This is a genomic window from Streptomyces thermocarboxydus, assembly GCF_024760485.1.
Classification (GTDB): domain Bacteria; phylum Actinomycetota; class Actinomycetes; order Streptomycetales; family Streptomycetaceae; genus Streptomyces; species Streptomyces cellulosae.
Window position 1 is genome coordinate 4,457,029 of the sequence record NZ_CP058273.1, and the last position, 24,616, is coordinate 4,481,644.

Annotated in this window: 23 protein-coding genes and 1 pseudogene; 15 read left to right on the top strand and 9 right to left on the bottom strand. The window is 71.9% G+C overall.

The genetic code is table 11. The annotated features are described in order from the left end of the window. Positions 1-7 precede the first annotated feature (7 nt). From AY578_RS20655 to AY578_RS20705, 11 genes are all read left to right on the top strand, one after another. Positions 8-943, top strand: coding sequence for an N-acetylneuraminate synthase family protein (locus AY578_RS20655; protein ID WP_161231172.1), 936 nt, complete (start codon positions 8-10; stop codon positions 941-943). Between the two features lie 42 nt (positions 944-985). After that, positions 986-2,074, top strand: a complete 1,089-nt coding sequence (locus tag AY578_RS20660; protein ID WP_258903732.1) for a hypothetical protein — start codon at positions 986-988, stop codon at positions 2,072-2,074. Between the two features lie 259 nt (positions 2,075-2,333). Further along, the gene (locus AY578_RS20665; RefSeq protein WP_258903735.1) at positions 2,334-3,563 is read left to right on the top strand and encodes a M20 family metallopeptidase; all 1,230 of its coding nucleotides are present in this window, start codon (positions 2,334-2,336) and stop codon (positions 3,561-3,563) included. 492 nt (positions 3,564-4,055) lie between these two features. Continuing rightward, positions 4,056-5,099 carry a BMP family lipoprotein gene (locus AY578_RS20670; protein ID WP_028960168.1) on the top strand — a complete coding sequence of 348 codons (1,044 nt, stop codon included), beginning with the start codon at positions 4,056-4,058 and terminating at the stop codon, positions 5,097-5,099. Positions 5,100-5,407: 308 nt separating this feature from the next. Beyond that, entirely contained in the window at positions 5,408-6,457 is a 1,050-nt protein-coding gene (locus AY578_RS20675; RefSeq protein WP_019527810.1) for a BMP family lipoprotein, read from the top strand. 198 nt (positions 6,458-6,655) lie between these two features. Further along, on the top strand, positions 6,656-8,236 hold the full coding sequence (locus tag AY578_RS20680) for an ABC transporter ATP-binding protein (protein ID WP_258903738.1): 1,581 nt from the start codon (positions 6,656-6,658) through the stop codon (positions 8,234-8,236). Next, on the top strand, positions 8,236-9,357 hold the full coding sequence (locus tag AY578_RS20685; RefSeq protein ID WP_258903740.1) for an ABC transporter permease: 1,122 nt from the start codon (positions 8,236-8,238) through the stop codon (positions 9,355-9,357). Before AY578_RS20680 ends, AY578_RS20685 begins: the two co-directional genes overlap by 1 nt. Next, complete coding sequence (locus tag AY578_RS20690) at positions 9,354-10,628, top strand: ABC transporter permease (RefSeq protein WP_019527807.1); 1,275 nt, start codon at positions 9,354-9,356, stop codon at positions 10,626-10,628. Before AY578_RS20685 ends, AY578_RS20690 begins: the two co-directional genes overlap by 4 nt. Further along, complete coding sequence (locus AY578_RS20695) at positions 10,625-11,026, top strand: cytidine deaminase (RefSeq protein ID WP_019527806.1); 402 nt, start codon at positions 10,625-10,627, stop codon at positions 11,024-11,026. The genes AY578_RS20690 and AY578_RS20695 overlap by 4 nt, the downstream gene beginning before the upstream one ends. 98 nt (positions 11,027-11,124) lie before the next feature. Beyond that, complete coding sequence (locus AY578_RS20700; protein ID WP_028960167.1) at positions 11,125-12,399, top strand: thymidine phosphorylase; 1,275 nt, start codon at positions 11,125-11,127, stop codon at positions 12,397-12,399. A gap of 94 nt (positions 12,400-12,493) precedes the next feature. Next, the gene (locus AY578_RS20705; RefSeq protein WP_137210020.1) at positions 12,494-13,078 is read left to right on the top strand and encodes a Uma2 family endonuclease; all 585 of its coding nucleotides are present in this window, start codon (positions 12,494-12,496) and stop codon (positions 13,076-13,078) included. Here AY578_RS20705 and AY578_RS20710 read toward each other — a convergent pair whose 3' ends face one another. Next, on the bottom strand, positions 13,079-13,999 hold the full coding sequence (locus tag AY578_RS20710; protein WP_028960165.1) for an AEC family transporter: 921 nt from the start codon (positions 13,997-13,999) through the stop codon (positions 13,079-13,081). Between the two features lie 177 nt (positions 14,000-14,176). On the opposite strand from AY578_RS20710, the pseudogene AY578_RS20715 reads away from it, so the two are divergent. Continuing rightward, positions 14,177-14,377 (top strand): annotated as a pseudogene (locus tag AY578_RS20715) (STAS domain-containing protein); the annotation flags it as partial. Between the two features lie 21 nt (positions 14,378-14,398). On the opposite strand, the gene AY578_RS20720 reads toward AY578_RS20715, so the two are convergent. Next, positions 14,399-15,421: a sigma-70 family RNA polymerase sigma factor gene (locus tag AY578_RS20720; RefSeq protein ID WP_215048645.1), complete on the bottom strand. Its 1,023-nt coding sequence runs from the start codon at positions 15,419-15,421 to the stop codon at positions 14,399-14,401. Positions 15,422-15,578: 157 nt separating this feature from the next. Next, positions 15,579-16,862 (bottom strand): MFS transporter, encoded by a 1,284-nt coding sequence (locus AY578_RS20725; protein ID WP_215048646.1) that lies wholly within the window; start codon positions 16,860-16,862, stop codon positions 15,579-15,581. Positions 16,863-16,925: 63 nt separating this feature from the next. Between AY578_RS20725 and AY578_RS20730 the strand changes: the two genes are divergently transcribed. After that, the gene (locus AY578_RS20730; RefSeq protein ID WP_215048647.1) at positions 16,926-17,888 is read left to right on the top strand and encodes a LysR family transcriptional regulator; all 963 of its coding nucleotides are present in this window, start codon (positions 16,926-16,928) and stop codon (positions 17,886-17,888) included. Between the two features lie 11 nt (positions 17,889-17,899). On the opposite strand, the gene AY578_RS20735 is transcribed toward AY578_RS20730, so the two are convergent. Beyond that, positions 17,900-18,658 carry an alpha/beta hydrolase gene (locus AY578_RS20735; protein WP_019527799.1) on the bottom strand — a complete coding sequence of 253 codons (759 nt, stop codon included), beginning with the start codon at positions 18,656-18,658 and terminating at the stop codon, positions 17,900-17,902. 113 nt (positions 18,659-18,771) lie between these two features. On the opposite strand from AY578_RS20735, the gene AY578_RS20740 reads away from it, so the two are divergent. Together AY578_RS20740 and AY578_RS20745 are read left to right on the top strand one after the other, a co-directional pair. Continuing rightward, entirely contained in the window at positions 18,772-19,929 is a 1,158-nt protein-coding gene (locus tag AY578_RS20740; protein ID WP_019527798.1) for an adenosine deaminase, read from the top strand. A gap of 138 nt (positions 19,930-20,067) precedes the next feature. Continuing rightward, positions 20,068-20,415 (top strand): hypothetical protein, encoded by a 348-nt coding sequence (locus tag AY578_RS20745; protein ID WP_019527797.1) that lies wholly within the window; start codon positions 20,068-20,070, stop codon positions 20,413-20,415. 173 nt (positions 20,416-20,588) lie between these two features. Here the strand turns inward: AY578_RS20745 and AY578_RS20750 are convergent, their stop codons facing one another. The 5 genes from AY578_RS20750 to afsQ1 form a co-directional block, all read right to left on the bottom strand. Further along, on the bottom strand, positions 20,589-20,789 hold the full coding sequence (locus AY578_RS20750; RefSeq protein ID WP_019527796.1) for a PspC domain-containing protein: 201 nt from the start codon (positions 20,787-20,789) through the stop codon (positions 20,589-20,591). A 59-nt stretch (positions 20,790-20,848) separates the two neighbouring features. Then, positions 20,849-21,433, bottom strand: a complete 585-nt coding sequence (locus AY578_RS20755) for a VanZ family protein (protein WP_215048650.1) — start codon at positions 21,431-21,433, stop codon at positions 20,849-20,851. Between the two features lie 106 nt (positions 21,434-21,539). Next, positions 21,540-22,166: a hypothetical protein gene (locus AY578_RS20760; protein WP_215048648.1), complete on the bottom strand. Its 627-nt coding sequence runs from the start codon at positions 22,164-22,166 to the stop codon at positions 21,540-21,542. Beyond that, positions 22,166-23,767, bottom strand: coding sequence for an ATP-binding protein (locus AY578_RS20765; protein ID WP_215048649.1), 1,602 nt, complete (start codon positions 23,765-23,767; stop codon positions 22,166-22,168). Before AY578_RS20765 ends, AY578_RS20760 begins: the two co-directional genes overlap by 1 nt. Then, on the bottom strand, positions 23,764-24,441 hold the full coding sequence (gene afsQ1 / locus AY578_RS20770) for a two-component system response regulator AfsQ1 (protein WP_033272295.1): 678 nt from the start codon (positions 24,439-24,441) through the stop codon (positions 23,764-23,766). The genes AY578_RS20765 and afsQ1 overlap by 4 nt, the downstream gene beginning before the upstream one ends. Between the last annotated feature and the right edge of the window lie 175 nt (positions 24,442-24,616).

Genomic DNA, 24,616 nt, shown 5'->3' on the forward strand with positions numbered 1-24,616 from the left:
CCTGGTCATGAGCGACTCCCGCATCCGCACCCTCGGCGCCCGCGAGGCCGGCCCCGGCCGTCCCGTCTACGTCACGGGCGAGATCGGCATCAACCACAACGGCGACCTGGACAACGCCTTCCGGCTGATCGACGCGGCCGCCGACGCCGGCTGCGACGCCGTCAAGTTCCAGAAGCGCACCCCCGAGATCTGCACCCCCCGCGACCAGTGGGACATCGAACGCGACACCCCCTGGGGCCGGATGACGTACATCGACTACCGGCACCGCGTGGAGTTCGGCGAGGACGAGTACCGGCAGATCGACGCCTACTGCAAGGAGAAGGGCATCGCCTGGTTCGCCTCCCCGTGGGACACCGAGGCCGTCGCCTTCCTGGAGAAGTTCGACGTGCCCGCCCACAAGGTGGCCTCCGCCTCCCTCACCGACGACGAGCTGCTGCGCGAACTGCGCGCCACCGGCCGCACGGTCATCCTGTCCACCGGCATGTCCACCCCGAGGCAGATCCGCCACGCGGTCGAGGTGCTCGGCAGCGACAACATCCTGCTCTGCCACGCCACCTCCACCTACCCGGCTAAGGCGGAGGAGCTGAACCTGCGCGTCATCAACACCCTCCAGCAGGAGTACCCGAACGTCCCGATCGGCTACTCCGGCCACGAGACCGGCCTCCAGACCACCCTCGCCGCCGTCGCCCTCGGCGCCTGCTTCGTCGAGCGGCACATCACCCTGGACCGCGCCATGTGGGGCTCCGACCAGGCCGCCTCCGTCGAGCCGCAGGGCCTGGCCCGCCTGGTCCGCGACATCCGCACCATCGAGGCCTCCCTCGGCGACGGCGTGAAGAAGGTCTACGAGTCCGAGCTCGGCCCGATGAAGAAGCTGCGCCGGGTGGCCGGCGTCGTCGCCGAGGCGGAGATCGCCACGGCCGCCGGCGAGCCCGTGTCGGTCTGACCCGCCCCCACCCACCCCTACGACGGGAACGGTCGTACGTCGATGAGCCCCCGCGCCGGCCGCACCGGCCCCCGCACGCTCGCCTTCGTGGAGAGTCCGGTCCAGCTGCTCAACGTGCTGGAGTGGGCGCACGCCCACGCGCCCGGCGCGGGACTCGCCCTCGTGGTGCTGTCCCCGGTCGACCCGATGACCCGCGGCCAGCTCCGCCGCATGGCCGAACTGGCCCGCGAGGAGGGGCACGACGTCCGCTGGGAGGAGGCGCGCGGGGGAGCGTCCGCCCCGCTGCGCACCATCGGCGGCCTCACCGTGCCGCTGCGCCGGGCCGGCCGGGTCGTCCTCGGCGACCCGTTCTCCCGGTACGTGCAGCTGCTGCTGACCATCACCCGGGCGCCCGAGGTGGTGGTCGTCGACGACGGCACGGCGACCATGGAGTTCGCCGGGCAGCTCGCGCGCGGCGAACGCCTGGTGCGCTGGCACCGCAAGGGCGGCCGCCCCGGCCCCCGCGACCTGGCCCTCGCCCCCGTGTCCGCCGCCGCCCGCCGCCGGCTCACCCCCGGCGAGGGCCGCACCGTGGAGGTGTTCACCTCCATGCCGATGGCGGACGTCCCGCCCGGCGTCACCGTCCGCGCCCACACCTTCGCCTGGACCCGCGACCGCTTCGGCCCGCCCCGCGTCACCCGGGGCGCCGACCTCGTGGGCACCTCCCTGGTCGAGACGGGCGTGGTGGACGCCGACGCCTACGTACGGGCGGTCGGCGCCCTCGCCGCCACCCACGGCGCCCGCCGCTACTTCGCGCACCGCCGCGAGACCACCGAGAAGCTGCACCGGCTGGCCGTCGAGACCGGCCTGGAGATCGTCCGCCCCGAACTCCCCCTGGAACTCGTCGCCCGCCGCGGCCCCGTGGGCCGTACCGTCGTCAGCTTCCCGTCCACCGTCGTCCACACGCTGCCGCTCGCGCTCGCCGGAACTGATGTGCGGATCGCGGTGTGCGACATCGACCCGGCGTGGCTGACCGCTCACGCCTCCCCACGCGCCCGTGGCTTCCTCGCGGACGTCGTCGGCACCGCGCGCGGCGCCCACCCCCTGAGCCCCGCCGCGCCCCCGGACACCGGCCCGCTGTCCGCCAGATGAACCGGTCAGCGTGGGTTGGGCCGGACGTGGTAACCGTGAAGGTACGGAAGGCGCCGACGCCCGCGCGGGGGCTGTGACCGACCTCATGGCCCGGCAGGCGGCGCGCTCCTACCCTCCCGAAAGGGCGGTGAGTGTACCCATCTCGCTGAACGGCTATGCGTAGGGCAGCCGGATTTTCTCCCTCCAACGGGCTGATTTTTCTTGATCAGGGGTCGGTGGAGCGCTTCGGAGCCCTACTCTTCAAAGGGTGAAGCCACTGATGTCACTGGAGTCCGAGATCGATCTCCCCGGGGGAGCGGTGCTCCCCGGCGCGCTGCCCGAGGCACTGCGCGCGGAACTCGTGGCGTTCCGGCGAGACCTCCACATGCACCCGGAACTGGGCAACCAGGAGTTCCGCACGACCGCCGCGATCAAGGAGCGCCTGCAGCGCGTGGGCCTGCGCCCCCGCGTACTCTCCAGCGGGACCGGGGTGATCTGTGACATCGGGGCGGACGAGGAGGCCGGCACCGACGCCGCCATGCTCGCCCTGCGCGCCGACATCGACGCGCTGCCCATCCCCGACATGAAGGCCGGCTGCGCCTACCGGTCCACCGTGCCCGACCGCGCCCACGCCTGCGGTCACGACGTCCACACCACCGTGGTGCTCGGCGCCGGCCTGGTGCTGGCCGAACTGCACCGCCAGGGCCTGCTGCCCCGTCCGGTCCGGCTGCTCTTCCAGCCCGCCGAGGAGGTGCTGCCCGGCGGCGCCGCCGACGTCATCGCCGACGGCGCGCTCGAGGGCGTCGGCCGGATCCTCGCCGTGCACTGCGACCCGCGCGTCGACGCCGGCAAGATCGGTCTGCGCCAGGGCGCCATCACCTCCGCCTGCGACCGGCTGGAGATCGCCCTGGAGGGCCCCGGCGGCCACACCGCCCGCCCGCATCTGACCACCGACCTGGTCACCGCCGCCGCCCGCGTCGTCACCGACGTGCCCGCGCTGGTCGGCCGCCGGGTGGACACCCGCAGCGGCCTCGCCGTCACCTGGGGCCGGGTCGAGTCCGGCCACGCGCCCAACGTCATCCCGCAGCACGCCGAGCTCTCCGGCACGGTCCGCTGCCTGGATCTGGAGACCTGGCGGCAGGCCCCGGACCTCGTGGTCGCGGCCATCGACGAGGTGGCCAATCTGCACCGCGCCAAGTCCGAGATCAACTACGTGCGGGGCGTCCCGCCGGTCGTCAACGAGGCCGGGGCCACCGAGCTGCTGCGCGACGCGATGATCGCCCGCCGCGGCACGGAGGCCGTGGAGGGCACCGAACAGAGCCTGGGCGGCGAGGACTTCTCCTGGTACCTGGAGCGCGTCCCCGGCGCCATGGCCCGCCTCGGTGTCCGCACCCCCGGCGAGCGCATCGTGCGCGACCTGCACCAGGGCGACTTCGACGTCGACGAGCACGCCATCACCGTCGGCGTGGAACTGTTCACCGCGGCGGCCCTGCTGGACGCGCTGCGGTAGCCGGCGTACGCATGCGCGCGGTTCCCCGCACGGCTGAGGGGCGTACCGCCCCAGCTGCGGGCAGTCGTGCAGCGGGGCGGCGGCATGGGTGAGCGCGGCGGCACCGTTTCAGCGCCGGGTGCGGGCCGTCCGTGGCTGAGCGCGCGGTTCCCCGCGCCCCTTGGGGGTGCTGATCGCGCAGTTCCCCGCCCCCCTGAGGTGGTGTGCGCCCAACGGTGCCCGGAGGCGCCCTTTCGTGTCGCACCTCCCCGGGGTCCCGCCGCCCGGCCCTTTCCGCTTGCGGCCGGGTCCCCGGGGGTGCAGCGTGGGGCCCGTGCAGACGCGTATGCCCGTTTCGCCTCCCTGCGACCCCCTGGTTCACAAGGGCGTAACCGGCCATCGGCACGAATGGATAACGGCCCCGCTCGACCCCGTTCCCAGGAGTGTCTACGCGCGTTAATGTGCGCCGAACCGAGCACCCGCTGCGGGGCTTTGGAGAATGGGGAACTTCAGATGCGTCGGATATCCAAACTGACCCGCGTAGCGGTGGGGGTCGCTTCGCTCGCGCTCGCCGCCACCGCGTGCGGCGGAACCAGCAGTGACAGCGGTGACGGCGGCAAGGACGACCTCGGCGTCGCCATCGCCTACGACATCGGCGGCAAGGGCGACCAGTCCTTCAACGACGCCGCCTTCGCCGGCCTGGAGAAGGCCAAGAAGGAGTTCGGCTTCAAGACCGCCGACGTCGAGCCCACCGAGGGCGAGACCGACGCGGACAAGGAGCAGCGCCTCGCCTCGCTGGCGAAGCAGGGCTACAACCCGGTCATCGGCATCGGCTTCGCCTACGGCCCCGCCATGGAGGCCGTCGCGGCCAAGTACCCCGACACCACCTTCGGCATCGTCGACTCCGTCGTCGAGGGCGACAACGTCGCCTCCCTGGTCTTCGCCGAGGAGCAGGCCTCCTACCTCGCCGGTGTCGCCGCCGCCAAGGCCACCAAGAGCAACACCGTCGGCTTCGTCGGCGGTGTGGACATCCCGCTCATCCACAAGTTCCAGGCCGGCTACGAGCAGGGCGTCAAGGACACCAACGCCAAGGTCAAGGTCGTCTCGCAGTACCTGACGCAGACCGCGGAGGAGGGCGGCTTCTCCAGCCCCGACAAGGGCAAGGCCGCCGCCGAGGGCCAGATCGAGAAGGGCGCGGACGTCATCTACCAGGCGGCCGGCCTCTCCGGCCAGGGCGTCATCGAGGCCGCGGCCAAGGCCAAGGTGTGGGCGATCGGTGTCGACTCCGACCAGTACAACCAGGAAGCCCTCGCCGGCTACAAGGACTTCATCCTCACCTCCGCCCTGAAGGACGTCGGCGGCGCGGTCTACACGCTGACCAAGTCGGTTCAGGACGGCAAGCCGCTCACCGGCACGCAGGTCTTCGACCTCAAGGTCAACGGCGTCGGCCTGTCCGACAGCAACCCCAAGATGGCCGAGATCCCGGGCCTGAAGGAAGCCGTGGACGCGGCCAAGAAGGGCATCACCGACGGCACCATCAAGGTCAACACGGAGTGACCCCGCCGCCGGACCCGGTCCGGCACCGGCACCTCCCGTACGCAGCGGGCGGGCGCACCTCGCGCCCGCCCGCTGCGTCGTACCCGCGCGAAAGGCCCGTTCGAAGGCGCGCGGCGCTCACCCACCGCCACCTTCCGTTCGCAAACAGCAACGCCTCGTCCCGGCAGGCGGAACCGGCTTGAACACGGGCGCATAACAAGGTGGACAGAAGGGGTTTTCAGGCAGGTCTACGCGCGTTAATCTGCGGCGAAGCCAGCGCCGTAGCCCGTACCGTTTCCCGGCGCTTGTACGACTTAGGAGCACCACACATGCGCCGGATTTCCCGGATCACGGTCGCAGGCGCAGCGACCGCCTCCCTGGCCCTCGCCCTCTCCGCCTGCGGCGGCACCTCGACCTCCTCGGGCTCCTCGGAGTCGAAGGAGGGCAAGGGCCTCGCCATCGCGTACGACGTCGGCGGCAAGGGCGACCAGTCCTTCAACGACGCCGCGTACGCGGGCCTGGAGAAGGCCAAGAAGGAGTTCGGCTACGAGACGGCCGACGTCGAGCCCACCGACGGTGAGACCGACGCCGACAAGGAACAGCGCCTCGTCTCGCTGGCGAAGCAGGGCTACAACCCGATCGTCGGCGTCGGCTACGCCTACGCGACCGCCGTCAAGGCCGCCGCGGAGAAGTTCCCCGACACCACCTTCGGCATCGTCGACGACGCCACCGTCGAGGCGGACAACGTCGCCGACCTGGTGTTCTCCGAGGAGCAGGCCTCCTACCTGGCCGGTGTCGCCGCCGCCAAGAGCACCAAGACCGACGTCGTCGGCTTCGTGGGCGGTGTGGACATCCCGCTGATCCACAAGTTCCGCGCCGGCTTCGAGCAGGGCGTCAAGGACACCGACCCCAAGGTCAAGGTCATCTCCCAGTTCCTCACGCAGACCGCGGAGGAGGGCGGCTTCTCCAGCCCCGACAAGGGCAAGAGCGCCGCCGAGGGCCAGATCGAGAAGAAGGCCGACGTCGTGTACGCGGCCGCCGGCCTGTCCGGTCAGGGTGTCATCGAGGCCGCCGCCGCCAACAAGGTGTGGGCGATCGGTGTCGACTCCGACCAGTACAAGCAGGAAGCCCTCGTCAAGTTCAAGGACTCGATCCTGACCTCGGCGATGAAGGACGTCGCCAAGGCGGTTTACAACCTCGCGAAGTCGGTCGAGGACGGCAAGCCCGCGACCGGTATCGTCAAGGGCGATCTCAAGACGGGTGAGGTGAGCCTGTCGAACTCCAACCCGAAGTTCGCGGACGACGCCGAGCTCCAGAAAGCCATCGAGACGGCCAAGGAGAAGATCATCAGCGGCGAGATCAAGGTCAAGTCGAGCTGAGTCACACCCTGAACCACCGCGGGGTCGCGACCGCTCGACGGGGTGCGAGGAGCCAGGCTCCTCGCACCCCGTCGGTCAGGTGTGCCACCCCTTTGTATGCCGAAGGGGCGCTACGCGCGTAGACGGCCCCCGTCCCCAGGAGAGTGCGTCATCAACGCGTCCAGCAGCCCTCCGGCCGGAGCGGCGGTCCACAAGACGGTGACCGCCGTGGAGCTCGCCGGGATCACCAAGCGCTTCCCCGGTGTCGTCGCCAACCACGACATCCACCTGACCGTCCGCAAGGGCACCGTCCACGCCCTCGTCGGCGAGAACGGCGCCGGCAAGTCGACCCTGATGAAGATCCTCTACGGCATGCAGAAGCCGGACGAGGGCACCATCACGGTCCACGGCGAACAGGTGAACTTCTCCTCGCCCGCCGACGCCATCGCGCGCGGCATCGGCATGGTGCACCAGCACTTCATGCTGGCCGACAACCTCACCGTCCTCGAGAACGTGGTCCTCGGCAGCGAGAAGCTGTACGGCATCGGCGGCAAGGCCCGCCGCCGCATCAAGGAGCTGTCCGAGCGCTACGGCCTGGAGGTGCGCCCCGACGTCCTGGTCGAGGAGCTGGGCGTCGCCGCCCGCCAGCGCGTGGAGATCCTCAAGGTGCTCTACCGCGGCGCCACCACCCTGATCCTGGACGAGCCGACCGCCGTGCTGGTCCCGCAGGAGGTCGACGCGCTCTTCGACAACCTGCGCGAGCTCAAGGCCGAGGGCCTGTCCGTCATCTTCATCTCCCACAAGCTGGGCGAGGTGCTGTCCGTCGCCGACGACATCACCGTCATCCGCCGCGGCACCACGGTCGGCACCGCCGTGCCCTCCGAGACCACCCCGCGCCAGCTGGCCGAGCTGATGGTGGGCAGCGAGCTGCCCACCCCGGAGACGGCCGAGTCCACGGTCACCGACCGGCCCGTCATCACCGTCGACAAGCTGCGTCTGGCCGCCCCCGGCGGCAAGGCCCTCCTCGACGACATCTCCTTCACCATCCACGAGGGCGAGGTCCTGGGCATCGCCGGCGTCGAGGGCAACGGCCAGACCGAACTGGTCGACGCCCTCATCGGTCTGCGCCACGCCGACTCCGGCGTCATCCGGCTGGCAGACGAGGAGATCACCGCCTGGCCCACCCGCAAGCGCCGCGTGGAGGGCATCGGTTACATCCCCGAGGACCGCCACCGCCACGGCCTGCTGCTCGAGGCGCCCCTCTGGGAGAACCGCATCCTCGGCCACGTCACCGAGAAGCCCAACGCCAAGGGCGTCTGGCTGGACCCGAAGGCCGCCCAGGAGGACACCCGCCGGATCGTCGAGCAGTACGACGTCCGCACCCCCGGCATCGACGTCACCGCCGCCTCCCTGTCCGGCGGCAACCAGCAGAAGCTGATCGTCGGCCGCGAGATGAGCCACAAGCCGCGCTTCCTGATCGCCGCCCACCCCACCCGCGGTGTGGACGTCGGCGCGCAGGCCGCGATCTGGGACCACATCCGCGAGGCCCGCCGCGAGGGCCTGGCCGTGCTGCTGATCTCCGCCGACCTGGACGAGCTGATCGGCCTGTCCGACACCCTCCGCGTGATCTACGAAGGCAAGCTGGTCGCCGACGCCGACCCGGCCACCATCACCCCGGAGGAACTCGGCACCGCCATGACCGGCGCCGCCGAGGGCCACCTCGAACACGAAGAGACCCCTGCCGAGACCCAGGCCGACGTGTCCAAGTCGCCCGAGTCTCCGGAAGACGAGGCCCGCTGATGAAGAAGTTCGACAAGGAGCGCGTGCTCCTCGCCGTGGCCGGCCCGGTCATCGCGCTCGCCGTGGCCTTCGTGCTGAGCGCGATCGTGCTGGTCGCCTCCGGCAAGAACCCCGTCGAGCCGTTCGCCCTCATGTTCGAGCAGGCCGGGTACTCGGACGTCCAGGTGCTGATCCTCAACCAGGCCTCGATGTACTACATCGCCGCCCTGGCGGTGGCCATCGGCTTCCGGATGAATCTGTTCAACATCGGCGTCGACGGCCAGTACCAGCTCGGCGCGATGATGGCCGCCATCGTCGGCGCGCACGCCAGCCTGCCGGCCTTCCTCCAGGTGCCGCTGCTGCTGCTGACCGCCGTGTGCACCGGCGCCTTCTGGGCCGGCATCGCCGGCGTCCTCAAGGTCACCCGCGGCGTCAGCGAGGTCGTCGCGACGATCATGCTCAACGCGATCGCCACCTCGCTGATCGTCTACATGTGGAAGCCGGACGTCTTCGGCGTCAAGATCGGCAACAACAGCACCACCGGCGAGATGCACGAGTCCGGCTGGATCCCCGGCATCGACCTCGGCGCGGCCGGCGAGATCTACGGCCTGGTCGTCCTCGCCGTGCTCCTCGGCATCGGCTACTGGGTCACCCTCAACCGCACCCGCTTCGGCTTCGACCTGCGCGCCTCCGGCGCGTCCAGTTCCGCCGCGGCCGCCAGCGGCGTCGACCCGAAGCGCATGGTCCTCACCGCCATGCTGCTCTCCGGCGCCATCGCCGGCCTGGCGGGCCTGCCGATCCTGCTCGGCGACTCCCACACGTACAACCTGAACTTCCCCACCGGCATCGGCTTCCTCGGCATCGGCATCGCCCTGCTCGGCCGTAACAGCCCGGTCGGGATCGTCTTCGCCTCCCTGCTGTGGGCCTGGCTCGACAAGGCGTCGCCCGAGCTGGACTTCCACGGCTACGACAAGGAGATCGCGGTCATCATGCAGGGCCTGATCGTCCTCTCGGTGGTCGTCTCCTACGAGGCCGTCCGCGAGTGGGGCCTGCGCCGCCAGCAGCGCCGGGTCGGCGCCGAACTCGCCGCGGGGCACGTCCTGGGCGCCAACAACACCACGAAGGAGGTGGCCGGCCGATGACCGCTCCGACCACAGCGACCGACGTCAACCAGCCGTCGCTGGAGCACGCCCCGCCGACCGGCCGCCGCATGTCCTGGCCCGTCCTGCTGCTGGTCATCGCCGGAGCCCTGGCGCTGACCTCGATCGTGCGCCTGGTCACCGGCGCCGACGGCATCACCAACGTCAGCCAGATGTCCACCGCCCTCCAGCTCGCCGTGCCGATCGGCCTCGCCGGTCTCGGCGGTCTGTGGGCCGAGCGCGCGGGCGTGGTGAACATCGGCCTCGAGGGCATGATGATCCTCGGCACCTGGTTCGGCGCCTGGGCCGGATTCCAGTGGGGTCCGTGGACCGGCGTCCTCGTCGGCCTGATCGGCGGCTGCCTCGGCGGCCTGCTGCACGCGATCGTGACCGTCACCTTCAACGTCAACCACATCGTCTCCGGTGTGGCGATCAACATCCTCGCCCTCGGCGCCACCCGCTACCTGGCCCCCCTCGCCTTCGAGGGCCACCAGGGCGGCTCCGCCAAGCAGTCCCCGGCGGTCGAGTCCCTCGGCCACTTCACCGTGCCCGGACTGTCCGACTGGCTGAGCGAGCTCAACGCCAAGGGCTGGTTCTTCGTCTCCGACATCGCGGGCCTGCTCGGCGGCCTGGTCACCAACGTCTCCTGGCTGACCCTGATCGCCGTCGCGCTCGTCCCCGGCACCTGGTGGATCCTCTGGCGCACCCCGTTCGGGCTGCGGCTGCGGTCCTGCGGCGAGAACCCGGTGGCCGCCGAGTCCCTCGGCGTCAACGTCTACAAGTACAAGTACCTCGCCGTGATCATCTCCGGCGGACTGGCCGGCCTCGGCGGCGTCTTCCTGTCCATCGTGGCGAACCCCTTCTACCTGGAGGGCCAGACCAGCGGCCGCGGCTACATCGGCCTCGCCGCGATGATCTTCGGCAACTGGATGCCGGGCGGCCTCGCCATCGGCGCCGGCCTCTTCGGCTACACCGACAGCCTCAACCTGCGCGGCGGCTCCACCAATGTGCACGCCCTGCTGCTGCTCGGCGCGCTGCTGCTGGTCATCGGCGCGATCTGGCTGGCGATCCGCAAGAAGTTCGTCCAGGCGGCCATCACCTTCGTGGTCGGCGCCCTCGTGTTCGCCTGGTACGCCGGCACCAACGAGGTCCCGAGCCAGGTCGTCGCCGCCACCCCGTACGTCGTCACCCTGGTCGTCCTCGCGCTCTCCGCACAGCGGCTGCGCATGCCCAAGGCGGACGGCATGCCGTACCGGAAGGGACAGGGCAAGTGACCGCGGCCGCCGACGTCGACTGGGACGCCCTGCGCGCGGCGGCGCGGGACGCCATGTCGTGCGCCTACGCCCCCTACTCGGGGTACCCGGTCGGCGTCGCGGCCCGGGTCGACGACGGACGCACGGTCACCGGCTGCAACGTCGAGAACGCCTCGTACGGACTGGGCCTGTGCGCCGAGTGCGGACTGGTCTCGGAGCTGCAGCGCACGGGGGGCGGCCGGCTCACGCACTTCACGTGCGTGGACGGCGGCGGCGAGATCCTCGTCCCGTGCGGCCGCTGCCGCCAGCTGCTGTACGAGTTCGGCGGCCCCGGACTGCTGCTGGAGACGCCCGAGGGCATCCTGACCCTGTCCGAGATGCTGCCCCAGGCCTTCGGCCCCCAGCACCTCGTCAAGTAACTCCCGTGCGGCCCCTCCCGACGGCGCCCGGCATCCCGGGCGGCGCCGAGCGGAGGGGCCGTGCTCTTCGCACCCCGGAAGGAACGCCAGCCATGGCCATGGACGTCATCTCCGTCATCCGCACCAAGCGGGACCGCGGCGAACTCACCGACGAGCAGATCGACTGGGTCATCGACGCGTACACCCGCGGGGAGGTGGCCGACGAGCAGATGTCGGCCCTCGCCATGGCGATCCTGCTCAACGGCATGAACCGCCGGGAGATCGCCCGCTGGACCGCCGCGATGATCGCCAGCGGCGAGCGCATGGACTTCTCGTCCCTGTCCCGCCCGACCACCGACAAGCACTCCACCGGCGGCGTCGGCGACAAGATCACCCTGCCGCTCGCCCCGCTGGTCGCCGCCTGCGGCGCGGCCGTCCCGCAGCTCTCCGGCCGCGGCCTCGGCCACACCGGCGGCACCCTCGACAAGCTGGAGTCGATCCCCGGCTGGCGCGCCCTGCTCTCCAACGAGGAGATGCTGCACGTCCTCGACACCACCGGCGCGGTGATCTGCGCGGCCGGTGACGGACTCGCCCCCGCCGACAAGAAGCTCTACGCCCTGCGCGACGTCACCGGCACGGTCGAGGCGATCCCGCTGATCGCGTCCTCGATCATGTCGAAGAAGATCGCGGAAGGCACCGGCTCGCTCGTCCTGGACGTGAAGGTAGGCTCCGGCGCCTTCATGAAGACGATCGAGGACGCCCGCGAGCTGGCCTCCACCATGGTGGGCCTCGGCACCGACCACGGCGTGAAGACGGTCGCCCTGCTCACCGACATGTCCACCCCCCTCGGCCTCACCGCGGGCAACGCCCTGGAGGTCCGCGAGTCCGTCGAGGTCCTCGCGGGCGGCGGCCCGGCGGATGTCGTCGAGCTGACGATCGCGCTGGCCCGGGAGATGCTGGACGCGGCCGGCCTGAAGGACGCCGACCCGGCGAAGGCCCTCGCCGACGGCTCCGCGATGGACGTCTGGCGCCGCATGATCGCCGCGCAGGGCGGCGACCCGGACGCCGAGCTCCCGGTCGCCCGCGAGCAGCACGTCGTGAAGGCCCCGGCGTCGGGCGTCCTCACCCGCCTGGACGCCTACGACATCGGCGTCGCCGCCTGGCGCCTCGGCGCGGGCCGCGCCCGCAAGGAGGACCCGGTGCAGGCGGGCGCGGGCGTCGAGATGCACGCCAAGCCCGGCGACCAGGTCACCGAGGGCCAGCCCCTCCTCACCCTCCACACGGACACCCCGGACCGCTTCGACTACGCGCTGCAGTCCCTGGAGGGCTCCTTCGACATCGGTACCGGTGCGGACTTCACCGCCACGCCGGTGGTCCTGGAGCGCATCGCCTGACCAGGGCTTTCCCCCTTCGGGTGAACGGGACCGGTGGACCCCCGCCGGTCCCGTTCGTCATGCTGTACTCGGCGACGTACCGAAGGAGACCGCCATGAGCGCACTCACCGTGAGCCAGGACCCCGAGCAGAGCTGGGACGACCTCGTCCGGTTCTGGGAGGAGATGGAATGGCCCGAGGGCAGCAAGGTGGAGATCATCGAGGGGATCGTCACCGTGTCACCCGCTCCCGCGTATCGCCACAACGTGATCGCGGCCCGTATTCAGCGCCGCCTCTACTCCGCGATCCCCGAGGACTGGGAGATCTTCCAGACCCTTGCCATCGCTGTGCCGTCGCGCCTGGGCATGCTCATTCCGGATCTCATGGTCGCGCCCGTGCACGACCACACCGAGTCCGAGACCCACATCCCGGCCGGTCTGGCCGAACTGGTCGTCGAGGTCACCTCGAAGTCCAACGCCCGCCACGACCGCGTCAGCAAGCCCGCCGCCTACGCGGCCGCCGGCATCCCCCTGTACCTGTTGGTCGACGCCTGGGCCACCGACGGCCCGACCGTGACGCTCTACGGTGAGCCGAAGGACGACGTCTACCGGCCGTTGAAGAGCGTGAAATTCGGCGAGCCGATCGAGCTCCCCCCGCCCTTCGACCTGGTCATCGACACGGCCGAGTTCCCCGAGGCCTGATCACCCCAGCACCGCCGCCACTGCCACCAGGACGGGGACCGAGAGCGCCGTCGAGATCAGGATGGACTCGCGGGCCAGGCGTTCACCGACGCCGTAACTGCTCGCGTAGGTGAAGAGGTTCTGGGCGGCCGGGAGGGCCGAGGTGACCACCACGTCCAGGAGGTGGGCGCCGTGGAGGCCGAAGACGCCCGCCGCCAGTGCCCAGGCGACCAGCGGCATGCCCACCGCCTTCAGGCCCACGGCCAGCAGCACCGCCCCCCGGTCGCCGCCCCGCAGCGGCAGGGTGCTGCCCCGCAGGGAGATGCCGAAGGCGAGCAGCACCGCCGGGACCGCCATGTTGCCGATGAGCCGCACCGGGTCCCACACCGGGCCGGGGATCTCCACGCCCGCGGCCGACACCGCGACCCCCGCGAGCGACCCCAGCGCGACCGGGTTGCGCAAGGGCGTGAGCAGCCGCCACCACAGGGGCCGTCTCCCGCCCGTCGTCGACAGGTCGAGGATCGTCAGCGCGACCGGCGTGACCCCGACCAGCTGGAACAGCAGCACCGGCGCCACCAGCGAGGCGTCGCCGAGGACGTACACGGCGATCGGGATGCCCAGGTTGCCGGAGTTGACGTAGCTGGAGCACAGGGCGCCGATGGTGGTGCGGCCGACGCCCCAGCCGCGCGCCGCGCCCACCGCGACGAAGACGCCCGCCATCGCCGCCGTGCTCAGTGCGGTGACCAGCAGACGCGCGGAGAAGACCACCGACAGGTCCGCGCGGGCCAGCGTGGTGAACAGCAGCGCCGGGGACGCCACATGGAACGCCAGCTTGGTCAGCACCTCGCTGCCCTGCGCGCCGAGATTCCCCCGCCGTCCGATGACGTAGCCGACGCCGATGACGACGGCGATCACCAGGAACCCGCTCAGCACCCCCTGCACGGCGGCTCCCCGTGGCGGAGGACGGTACCGGGCCCCGGGGACGGCGATGATCTATGGCGCATACAGGCAACCCTCCGGGGCGGGCCACGCCCCGGTCAATGTGATCCTCGGCGCCGCGCGACGGACCGTCCCGCGATGAGTTGGCGGCCCCCGCCCGGTCTACCGCTCGTGGACGCCATGACACCGCCCGTGCTCGTGCTCAGCGGCCCCCTCACCTCGGGCGAGGTGAGCGGGCCGTGCGAGGCGCTGCGCGCCCTGCTGGACGGCGAGGGGCGCGGCCGTGTCGTGGTGTGCGACGTCGCCGGGCTGGGACCGCCGGGCCTGGCCGCCGTGAACCTGCTGGCCCGGCTGCAGCTCACCGCCCGCCGGGCCGGCGGGCGGATACGGCTGCGGGACCCCTCACCCGCGCTCTGCGCCCTGCTCGACCTCGTCGGTCTCCGCTTCGAGACGGAGGGGCAGCCCGAACAGCGGGAACCACCGCTGCGTGTCCAGGAAGCAGTGGAACCCGGTGATCCGGCCGTCTGAGATCTCCAGCGCCTGGATCGCCCACGGCGTGTACCCGCCGTTCTCCGGGTCGGGCTTGTAGTGCGCGAAGCCGGGCAGCCCGTTGACCTCGACGGGCACCAGCCTCGAGTTGGCGCAGGAGGCGCCCATCGTCGTCATGAAGCCCGTGATGTCGTCGGCGCCCGTCAGCCACAGGTCGAACGGCGGCATCGTCATGATGGCGTCCTCGTGCAGCAGCGCGGTCAGCGCCGACATGTCGTACCCCTCGAAGGCCGCCACGTACCGGTCGAGGAGCTTCTTCTGGTCCTCGTCCAGCGGGTCGGCGACCGCCGCGTCGGCGCCCGGCTCCTGCCGCTCGGCGAGCGTCGCCCGGGCCCGCTGCAGCGCGCTGTTGACCGACGCGACCGACGTGCCCAGCAGCTCGGCGACCTCGCTCGCCTTCCACGCCAGCACCTCGCGCAGGATCAGCACCGCCCGCTGCTTGGCGGGCAGCCGCTGCAGCGCCGCCATGAACGCCAGCCGCACGGACTCCTTGGCGACCGCGGCCTCCGCCGGGTCGGCGGGGGTGGGCAGCACCCGGTCGTCGGGCATCGGCTCCAGCCACGTGTGGTCCGGGCGGGGGGACAGGGCGGCCCGCGCGAGCGGCGTGGACTCCGTGAGGTCCATCGGGCGGGCGCGCTTGTTGCCCGCGGACAGCATGTCCAGGCAGACGTTCGTCGCGATGCGGTAGAGCCAGGAGCGGAGGCTGGAGCGTCCCTCGAACTTGTCGAGGCTGCGCCAGGCACGGATCATCGTGTCCTGCACCGCGTCCTCGGCCTCGAAGGACGAACCGAGCATCCGGTAGCAGTACCCGGTGAGCTCCACCCGGTACTGCTCCAGCGTGGCGTCCAGGTCCGTCGTCGCCGTGCCGTTCGTCATCGTCCACCCACCCCAAGCGGCCTCGTGGCGGCGCCTCTTCGCGCCCACCACCTCGGAAGCTACCGCAGCCCACCGACAACGGCCCCCCGAGTGGACGAATCCGCAGGTGAAGGACGATGCGGACGCGCCCCGCCGACGCTGAGCGCCCCCGCAGCCGTCAGGCGGCGCGGGCCGCCTCCCCGGCGCGGCCCGCCGCCCGGGTCCCGGCCAGGGTGATCGCCGCGACGCCCGCCACGGCCACCAGGCCGACCGCGACCGTGCCGGACCAGCCGCCCGCGTGGAACGCCAGCGCGCCCACGGCGCTGCCCACGCTGGACCCGATGTAGTACGCGGACTGGTACAGCGCCGCCGCCTGAGCCCGGCCCTCCGTCGCGGTCCTGCCCACCGCCGACGAGGCCACCGCGTGCCCCGCGAAGAACCCGCCCGTGATCAGCACCAGACCCAGCAGCACCAGCGGCAGCGTGTCCGCCAGCGACAGCAGCAGCCCGGCCGCGGTGGTCGCGCCGCCCGCGTACAGGGCGCCCCGGCGGCCCAGCCGGCCCACAAGGCGTCCGGCCGCGGACGCCGACACCGTGCCCACCAGGTACACCAGGAACACCGACCCGGCCACACCCTGCGGCAGCGAGAACGGCTCCTCGGTCAGCCGGTACCCGATGACCGTGTACACGCCCCCGAACACCGTCATGAACAGCGCTCCGATCGCGAACAGCCGCCGCAGCAGCGGGTTCCCGAGGTGCCGGCGGACCGTGCCGGCCAGCACGCGCGGCCTGAGCGATCCCGCCGTGAAGTGCTTCGGCACCGGCAGCAGCAGCCGGAACGCCACCGCGCACGCCACCGCGACCAGCCCGATCACGCCGACGGCGGCCCGCCAGCCCCACTCCTGCGCCACCCAGCCGGTGATGACCCGGCCGCTCATCCCGCCGACGCTGTTGCCTGCCACGAACAGCCCGATCGCCGTCACCAGCGCCTTCGGCGTGACCTCCTCCGCGAGGTACGCCGTCGCCGAGGCGGGCAGCCCGGCCAGCGCCGCGCCCTGCAGCGCCCGCAGCGCCACCAGCGCCCCGAGCGACGGGGCGAACGGCACCAGCAGTCCGAGGGTCACCGCGACGGCCAGCGAGGCCGTCATGACCGTACGCCGTCCGAACCGCTCGGACAGGGCGCTCATCGGCAGCACGAACAGCGCCAGACCGCCGGTCGCCGCCGACACGGTCCAGCTCGCGTCGCTCGCGCTCACCGCGAAGTCGCCGGAGACCAGCGGCAGCAGGGCCTGCGTGGAGTAGAGGAGCGCGAAGGTCGCGACGCCCGCGAGGAACAGGGCGAGACTCATCCGGCGGTAACCGGGACCACCCGGCGACATCCGGGTCTCGTGGGCGGACAGCGGGGAGGGGGCGGATGCGACGGCGTCCACGCGGGTGGACGCCCCGGTACTGGCGGGAGTCATGCCTTGAACGTACGGAGGTCTCCGCTGATCCGTCCAATGCATGGAATCGCCATAATCGTTCCTATGGAGCATCAGCAGAGGTCAGGCGCTCGGCTGTCACAAACCGGTGACACACGAGACAGAGAAGAGATGGCCCGGCTGCTCGCGCCGCGCCTCGCCCACTTCGCCGGGGTGGCCCGCACCGAGCACGTCACGCGGGCCGCGCAGGAGATGCAGGTGCCGCAGTCCACCCTCTCCCGGGCGCTGGTCCGCCTGGAGGAGGACCTCGGCGTCGAGCTGTTCGCCCGGCACGGCCGCACCGTCTCCCTCACTCCGGCGGGCCGCACCTTCTACGCCTCCGTCGACCGTGCCCTGGACGAGATCGGCCGCGCGGCCGAGGCGGTCCGCGCCGACGCCGACCCCGCCACCGGCAAGGTCGCCTTCGGCTTCCTGCACACCATGGGCGCCGAGACCGTGCCCGGCCTGCTGCACGCCTTCCGCGCCGGCCACCCCGGCATCCGCTTCAGCCTTGTCCAGAACTACGGCGAGGCCATGCTGGAGGGGCTGCGCGGCGGCGAACTCGACCTGTGCCTGACCTCGCCGGTGCCGTCCGCCCCCGACCTGGTGGCCCGCCGCCTCGACGAGCAGAAGCTGCGCCTCGTCGTCCCGCTCGACCACCGCCTCGCCGGGCGCCGCCGGGTCCGCCTGGCCGAGGCCGCCGAGGAGGCGTTCGTGACCCTGGAACCCGGCTACGGGCTGCGCCGCATCACCGACGACCTGTGCGCCCAGGCCGGCTTCGCACCGCGCATCGCCTTCGAGGGCGAGGAGGCCGAGACCCTGCGCGGCCTGGTCGCGGCGGGCCTGGGCGTCGCCCTGCTGCCCCCGCCCCCGTTCCCGCGCCCCGGCGTGGTCGAACTGACGGTGACGGCCCCCAGGGCGGCCCGGGAGATCGGCGTGGCCTGGCTCGCCGGCCGCCCGGACACCCCGCCGGTGGCGGCGTTCAAGAAGTTCCTGCTGTCGAAGCGGGGGAACCTGCTGCCGGGGTAGCTCCACCCGGCTCAGCGCCGTAACGACCTGCCGAACCCCGCCGCCAGCGGCATCCGCAGCCCCAGCGGCGGGGGAGCGGCCAGCGCGTCCTGCACCGGGCGGGAGAAACCCCGCCCGAACAGCACACCCATCACGAAGTCCTCGGCCAGCGCCAGCACTTCGTCCCGGTACTGGTTCAACCCGTGCCCGTCCGCGTGGACCTCGAAGCGGCACACCTCGCGGTTCGCCTTCTTCGCGCGGGCCGCCAGGCGGAACGACAGCTCGGGGTCGGTGCGCGCGTCGTTCGTGCCGTGCACGATGAGCACCTGGCGGCCGGCGAGCTGTCTCACCGGCTCGGCCGGGGCGGTCCCGTCCTCCTCCGGCAGCCAGGGGGCCAGCGCCACCACGGAGTTGACCGCCTCGTGTCCCGCCGCGCGCAGCGCCGCCCTGCCGCCCATGCCGAGACCCACCAGGCACACGGGCACGTCGCCGTAGCGCCGTACGGCCTCGTCGGCGGCCCAGGCGGCGTCGTGCGCGAGATGCGCCTCGTGGCCGTTCCAGCCGCGGTAGCGGTAGTGGACGACATGCGTGGCCAGCTGCTGCTCGCGTCCCGCGCGGGCCAGCCGGCGCCCCAGGCCGCGTACGGAGACCGCCGACAGCGGCGACGGTCTGCGGGCGGAGGACTCCTCGCCGTTCGGGAGCAGCAGCGCCACCCCGTTCACCGTGGCCGGCTCCGAGCCGAGCGCCCTCCCCAGCCGGGCCGTGCGTTCCGGCGTCGCTTGCTGTGCCATGGCAGAACATTCTCAGAAGACGCGGTGGACGCGACCCGTCCGTGCGGTCACCTTTCCGTATCGGCGTTTCCGCGCACCGGGTGATCTACGCGCGTAGGAGTTATGGTGCGGAAATGACGAGCCAGACCATCGCGAACGCCCCCACCTCGGACCAGATCCGCCGGGCGCCCAAGGTTCTGCTGCACGACCACCTCGACGGCGGACTGCGCCCCGGCACCGTCGTCGACCTGGCCCGCGAGACGGGCTACACCGACCTGCCCCACACCGACCCCGACAAGCTCGCCCTCTGGTTCCACCAGGCCGCCGACTCCGGCTCCCTGGAGCGCTATCTGGAGACCTTCTCGCACACCGTCGGCGTCATGCAGACCCGTGACGCGCTGGTCCGGGTCGCCGCCGAGTGCGCCGAGGACCTCGCCGAGGACGGCGTCGTCTACGCCGAGGTGCGCTACGCGCCGGAGCAGCACCTCGAAGGCGGGCTGACGCTGGAGGAGGTCGTCGAGGCCGTCAACGAAGGGTTCCGTCAGGGTGAGCGGCGGGCCAGGGAGAACGGCCACCGGATCCGCGTCGGCGCCCTGCTCACCGCGATGCGGCACGCCGCCCGCGCCCTGGAGATCGCCGAACTCGCCAACGCCTACCGGGACCTGGGCGTCGTCGGCTTCGACATCGCGGGCGCCGAGGCCGGCCACCCGCCCACCCGTCACCTCGACGCCTTCGAGTACCTGAAGCGGGAGAACAACCACTTCACCATCCACGCCGGCGAGGCGTTCGGGCTGCCGTCCATCTGGCAGGCGCTCCAGTGGTGCGGCGCCGACCGGCTCGGGCACGGGGTGCGGATCATCGACGACATCCAGGTCCACGACGACGGCTCGGTCGAGCTGGGCAGGCTCGCCGCCTACGTCCGCGACAAGCGCGTCCCGCTGGAGCTGTGCCCCAGTTCCAACCTCCAGACCGGCGCCGCGTCCTCGTACGCCGAGCACCCGATCGGGCTGCTGCGGCGGCTGCACTTCCGGGCCACGGTGAACACCGACAACCGGCTGATGTCCCACACCAGCATGAGCCGTGAATTCGAGCACCTGGTCGAGGCTTTCGGATACACGCTCGACGACATGCAGTGGTTCACCGTCAATGCAATGAAGTCCGCATTCATTCCTTTCGATGAACGGCTGGCCATGATCAATGACGTGATCAAGCCCGGATATGCAGAACTGAAATCCGAGTGGCTGTTCCGTCAAACCGCCTCGACCAGCACTTCTTCCCTCACGGAGGGCTGACAGGGGCGTCACCGGTAAAGGTGAACGCGCACCGCCTTCACCGTCCGTCCGCATTTCGATGTTTGCGGGGGACGGGGACGCGTGATTACGGTCGCAGCACCGCTCACATCCCCGTATCCCATTTCGAGGACGCCTTTCATGAAGCAGTCTGCTGTCAAGACCCTCGGTGTCGCCGCTCTCGGTGCCGCCTTCGCCGCCGCCGGTGCGGGCGCCGCCCAGGCGGCTCCGTCCCTGCCGGACGCCCCGGGGCTGGACACCGTCACCCAGGCCGTGCCGGCGGACCAGGTGACCGGCGCGGTGCCGGCCACGGCCGAGGTGCTGTCCACGGGCCAGGACGTGGCCGGCAAGGGCCTCGGCACCGCCGCGCCCGTCGCCGGTCAGGCCGCCCCGCTGCCGGCCGCCGGTCTGCTCGGCGGCCTGCCGGTGAACCAGCTGCCGACCCAGGGCGTCAACCTCAACGGCCTCCCGCTGGGCGGCGGCCGCTGACCCTCCGGGCCGGAGACGGACCGATGGGGCGCACCCGGAAACGGGTCGCGCCCCATCGGCGTACTCGGAGGTCCACGGCCCCTGCGCGAGGCCTCAGGGAGATGATGCCGCGCAGGGGCCGGGAGGCCGGCGTCGCACGGCGCCTCGGGGGTGAGGGCGCCGCGCGGGCCGCCCTACCAGGCCGTGCGGGCCTTGTCCTCCGAGGGCATCAGCACCCACAGTGCCAGGTACAGCAGGAACTGTGGACCCGGCAGCAGGCACGAGACCAGGAACACGACGCGCATCGTCTTCGCGGAGGTGCCGAACCGCCGGGCCAGCCCGGCGCAGACACCGCCGATCATGCGGTCGTCGGTGGGGCGGACGAGGCTGCTCATCGCGACTCCTTCGTGAACGGTGCGAGGCATCCTGTCCGGCTGCCTCCGTACCTTCCACGTTACGGAGACGAAGGGGGCAAAGCGTCGCTCCACGGGGCGATCCCGACCCTGGGAATCGTCGGGGTACGCCCCTGAGGGACCTCCTCCCGGCGGACAACCCCGTCCGTCTCCGGGAGGAGCGTCCGCCGGCGCAGCCAGGCGCGCCCGGCGGGCACCACGGCGGCGTGCGCGAGCGCGGCGCCCGCCGTGTTCAGCAGCAGCGAGTCGACGTCCACCACCTGACCCGGCACCGCGGTCTGCAGCAGCTCCACGGCCAGCGACACCAGGGCGGTCGCGGCCATGGTGCGGATCAGCGAGCCCAGCCGGGACACCGCCAGCCGGCCCCCGGCCATCGGCAGCAGCACGCCCAGCGGCGCGAGCAGTGCCATCGACTCCCCGGTCCGGCGCAGCCCCGTCGCGCAGCCCAGTGCGAAGTCGGCGCGGATCCCGTCCAGCGGCCGCAGATTGGCGGGCATCACCCACGGAACGTCCAGGGGGCGCAGCGTGTACCAGGCGACGAACGCCAGATGCGCGGCCAGGAGGATGCCTCCGGCCGCACGGACACGGGCTGCGGCGGTGCCGCCGATGACGCCTTGACGCTGCACGGTCCCCAAGACGCGGCGTGCGCCTCGGCCGGTTCCGGGATGTCACCCGTTCAACCGCTGAGGCGTGCACCACACTGCGCCGCCGTCCCTCCGGGCGCCCGCCGGGTCAGCTTCCGGTGGCCTCGGTGGACGGCGGCTTCCCGGCCGCGGGACGGGCCCGTACGTCGTCGGTGCAGCGGTAGCGGCGCGGAGCCGCGTCGTCGGGGCCGCCCAGGATCACCGAGCCGTTGCCCTCGGCGGCCGCCGAGTCGGAGAAGGTGCAGACGATCTGCGCGAGTGCCGTCGCCGACAGCTCGGCGGGCGGCGTGGACAGCCGCAGCGTGTCCTCCGGGTCGCCGGCCCGCGGCCCGGTCACGGTCGTCCCGGGCCGTACCCGCGTGGTGTACCCGGCCTCCCGCTCGGGCGTCGTCGGCTCCCGCGTCAGCTCGTCCATCAGGCCCTGCGCGACCAGCACCCGGCGCGCGTCCGTGGCCCCGTCGGCCACCCGCACCGCCCGGTCCACGGCCACCAGCGACGGCCCGCACACCAGGAACACCTGCACCGGCAGCCCGCGCTCGCCCTGCCCGGCCCCCTCCGGCTCGCCCAGCGAGCAGCGCACCCGGGACGGCGCGGGTCCGAAGTCGGTCGGCACCTCGGTCGCCCGGATACCGCACCCGGACAGCAGCGCGCCCAGCGTCACGAGCCCCGCGAGGGCCGGCAGGGCGGCCCGGTGTCGTCCGTGTCGTCCGTTCATCAGGCGTCCCCCTCGGCGCCCTCGGTCCCGGCGTCGCCGGCCTTCTCCCCGGACTCCGCGGCGGACACGTCCCGCGGCAGCCGCAGGGTGAAAACGGCGCCGCCCTCGGGCGAGTTGGCCGCGGTGATCTCGCCGCCGTGGATGTGCGCGTTCTCCAGCGCGATGGACAGACCCAGGCCGCTGCCCTCGGAGCGCGGCCGGGAGGCGCTGGCCTTGTAGAAGCGGTCGAAGACGTGCGGCAGGACCTCCTCCGGGATGCCCGGACCGTGGTCCCGCACCTGGATGACGACCGAGCCGCCCGGCATTCCCGAGTCCTCCGCGGACTCCTCCCGCACCGACACCCGCACCGGCGAGCCGCCGTGCTTGAGGGCGTTGCCGATGAGGTTCGCGAGGATGACGTCCAGGCGGCGCGGGTCGATGCGGGCGTGGATGCCGCGCGCGGCGTCCAGCTCCACCGCGTCCAGCCAGGCGCGCGCGTCGATGCAGGCGGTGATCTGGTCGGCGACGTCGACGTCGTCGAGGACCAGACGGGCGGTGCCCGCGTCGAAGCGGGTGACCTCCATCAGGTTCTCCACCAGGTCGTTCAGCCGCCGGGTCTCGCTCACCACCAGCCGCACCGCGGGCTGGATCATCGGGTCGATGCCGCCGCCCTCGAACTCCAGCTCCTCCTCCAGGACCTCGGTCACGGCGGTGATCGCGGTCAGCGGGGTGCGCAGCTCGTGGCTCATGTCCGCGACGAACCGGCGGGACGCCTCGTCCCGCGCCGCCATGTCCGCGACGCGCTTCTCCAGCGCCTCGGCGGCCTTGTTGAACGTCCGTGACAGATCGGCCAGTTCGTCGGTGCCCGACACCCTCAGCCGGGTGTCCAGCTTTCCCTCCCCGAGCCGCCGCGCCGCGGTCCCCAGCCGCTGCACCGGCTTCAGCACGGTCGTCGCGGCGGCGTGCGCGAGGAGGGCGGAACCTATCAGCGCCAGACCGGTGGCGATCCCCAGCGACCAGGCCAGCGAGCCCAGGTCCTTCGCCTCCGGCCCCAGCGACTTCAGCATGTAACCGGTGATGCCGCCGCCGATCAGCTTGGTCCCCGCCACCAGGTACGGGGTGTCGTCCTCGACGATCCGCTGCCAGTACAGATGGTGCGGGTACTTGTTGTTCGACGTGACCTTCTGCCGCTCGGTCACCGCCTCGCGCAGCGACTCCGGCACGTCCCCCAGCGAGAAGCTGTTCAGACCGCCCGAACTGCCGTACACCGTCTGGCCGTCGGGGTTCTCGGCGACGAGCAGCACGGTGAAGCGCTGGCTGCTGTTGGCCATCTGCCCCGCCGTGCGCTGCAGTTCGTCCTGCGTGGGGTGCTCGGGCAGCGCGCCCGCGCGGTTCTGCATCTCCTGCTCGAAGGCGCGCAGGACCGCGTCCTGCGTACGCGTCAGCACCGACTCGCGGTTCAGCCAGTACGCGATCCCGGACGCGGACACGGCCGCCGTCAGCGCGACCAGGCCGAACACGACGACCAGCCGCAGGCGCAGGCTGGTGAAGCGCAGCCGCGACCAGACTCCCTTGCGCGCCGCGGACCAGCCGCGGCCTCCCCCTTGGTGCTCCTGTGTCACTGAGGCGGATCCAGCCGGTAGCCGACACCGCGCACGGTACGGATCAGTGTCGGGGACGACGGCACGTCCTCGACCTTGGCGCGCAGCCGCTGGACGCACGCGTCCACCAGACGCGAGTCGCCCAGGTAGTCGTGCTCCCACACAAGGCGCAGCAACTGCTGGCGGGACAGGGCCTGTCCGGGCCGCCGGCTCAGCTCCAGCAGCAGCCGCAGCTCCGTCGGCGTGAGCTGGAGGTCCTCGCCGTTCTTCGTCACCGTCATCGCCGAACGGTCGATGACCAGGCTGCCGAAGGTCGCCGAGTCGCTGGACTCGCGTTCCCCGCGCCGCAGCACCGCGCGGATCCGGGCGTCCAGGACCCGGCCCTGCACGGGCTTGACCACGTAGTCGTCGGCGCCGGACTCCAGGCCGACGACGACGTCGATGTCGTCGCTGCGCGCGGTGAGCAGGATGATCGGCAGCTGGTCGGTGCGCCGGATGCGACGGCACACCTCGAAGCCGTCGATGCCGGGCAGCATCACGTCCAGCACGATCAAGTCCGGCCGCTGCTCGCGCAGCAGCTTCAGACCGTCCTCACCACTGGCAGCGGTCGCCACGCGGTGACCCTGGCGCGTCAGTGAGAGCTCCAGGGCCGTCCGGATGGCGTCGTCGTCCTCGATCAGCAACAGGGAAGGCACGCGCTCATTCTGGCCCATGGAGGGCTTCCTGTACGACCCGTGCGCGGCTGGTGCCCTTTGGGCCCGGATACGTGGTGCTTCGCGCACGCCCAAGCCGTGAAGGGAGTGTGCGGTCACGGTGACCGGCCCCTGTGACACGTCTGTGACAGTCGGCGGACACGGCCATGAAAGTGGC

Coding starts and splice junctions, on each gene's coding strand:
- AY578_RS20655 (WP_161231172.1), top strand. CDS start 8: ATGAGCGACTCCCGCATCCGCACCCTCGGCGCCCGCGAGGCCGGCCCC.
- AY578_RS20660 (WP_258903732.1), top strand. CDS start 986: ATGAGCCCCCGCGCCGGCCGCACCGGCCCCCGCACGCTCGCCTTCGTG.
- AY578_RS20665 (WP_258903735.1), top strand. CDS start 2,334: ATGTCACTGGAGTCCGAGATCGATCTCCCCGGGGGAGCGGTGCTCCCC.
- AY578_RS20670 (WP_028960168.1), top strand. CDS start 4,056: ATGCGTCGGATATCCAAACTGACCCGCGTAGCGGTGGGGGTCGCTTCG.
- AY578_RS20675 (WP_019527810.1), top strand. CDS start 5,408: ATGCGCCGGATTTCCCGGATCACGGTCGCAGGCGCAGCGACCGCCTCC.
- AY578_RS20685 (WP_258903740.1), top strand. CDS start 8,236: ATGAAGAAGTTCGACAAGGAGCGCGTGCTCCTCGCCGTGGCCGGCCCG.
- AY578_RS20690 (WP_019527807.1), top strand. CDS start 9,354: ATGACCGCTCCGACCACAGCGACCGACGTCAACCAGCCGTCGCTGGAG.
- AY578_RS20700 (WP_028960167.1), top strand. CDS start 11,125: ATGGACGTCATCTCCGTCATCCGCACCAAGCGGGACCGCGGCGAACTC.
- AY578_RS20705 (WP_137210020.1), top strand. CDS start 12,494: ATGAGCGCACTCACCGTGAGCCAGGACCCCGAGCAGAGCTGGGACGAC.
- AY578_RS20720 (WP_215048645.1), bottom strand. CDS start 15,421: ATGACGAACGGCACGGCGACGACGGACCTGGACGCCACGCTGGAGCAG.
- AY578_RS20725 (WP_215048646.1), bottom strand. CDS start 16,862: ATGACTCCCGCCAGTACCGGGGCGTCCACCCGCGTGGACGCCGTCGCA.
- AY578_RS20730 (WP_215048647.1), top strand. CDS start 16,926: ATGGAGCATCAGCAGAGGTCAGGCGCTCGGCTGTCACAAACCGGTGAC.
- AY578_RS20735 (WP_019527799.1), bottom strand. CDS start 18,658: ATGGCACAGCAAGCGACGCCGGAACGCACGGCCCGGCTGGGGAGGGCG.
- AY578_RS20740 (WP_019527798.1), top strand. CDS start 18,772: ATGACGAGCCAGACCATCGCGAACGCCCCCACCTCGGACCAGATCCGC.
- AY578_RS20745 (WP_019527797.1), top strand. CDS start 20,068: ATGAAGCAGTCTGCTGTCAAGACCCTCGGTGTCGCCGCTCTCGGTGCC.
- AY578_RS20750 (WP_019527796.1), bottom strand. CDS start 20,789: ATGAGCAGCCTCGTCCGCCCCACCGACGACCGCATGATCGGCGGTGTC.
- AY578_RS20760 (WP_215048648.1), bottom strand. CDS start 22,166: ATGAACGGACGACACGGACGACACCGGGCCGCCCTGCCGGCCCTCGCG.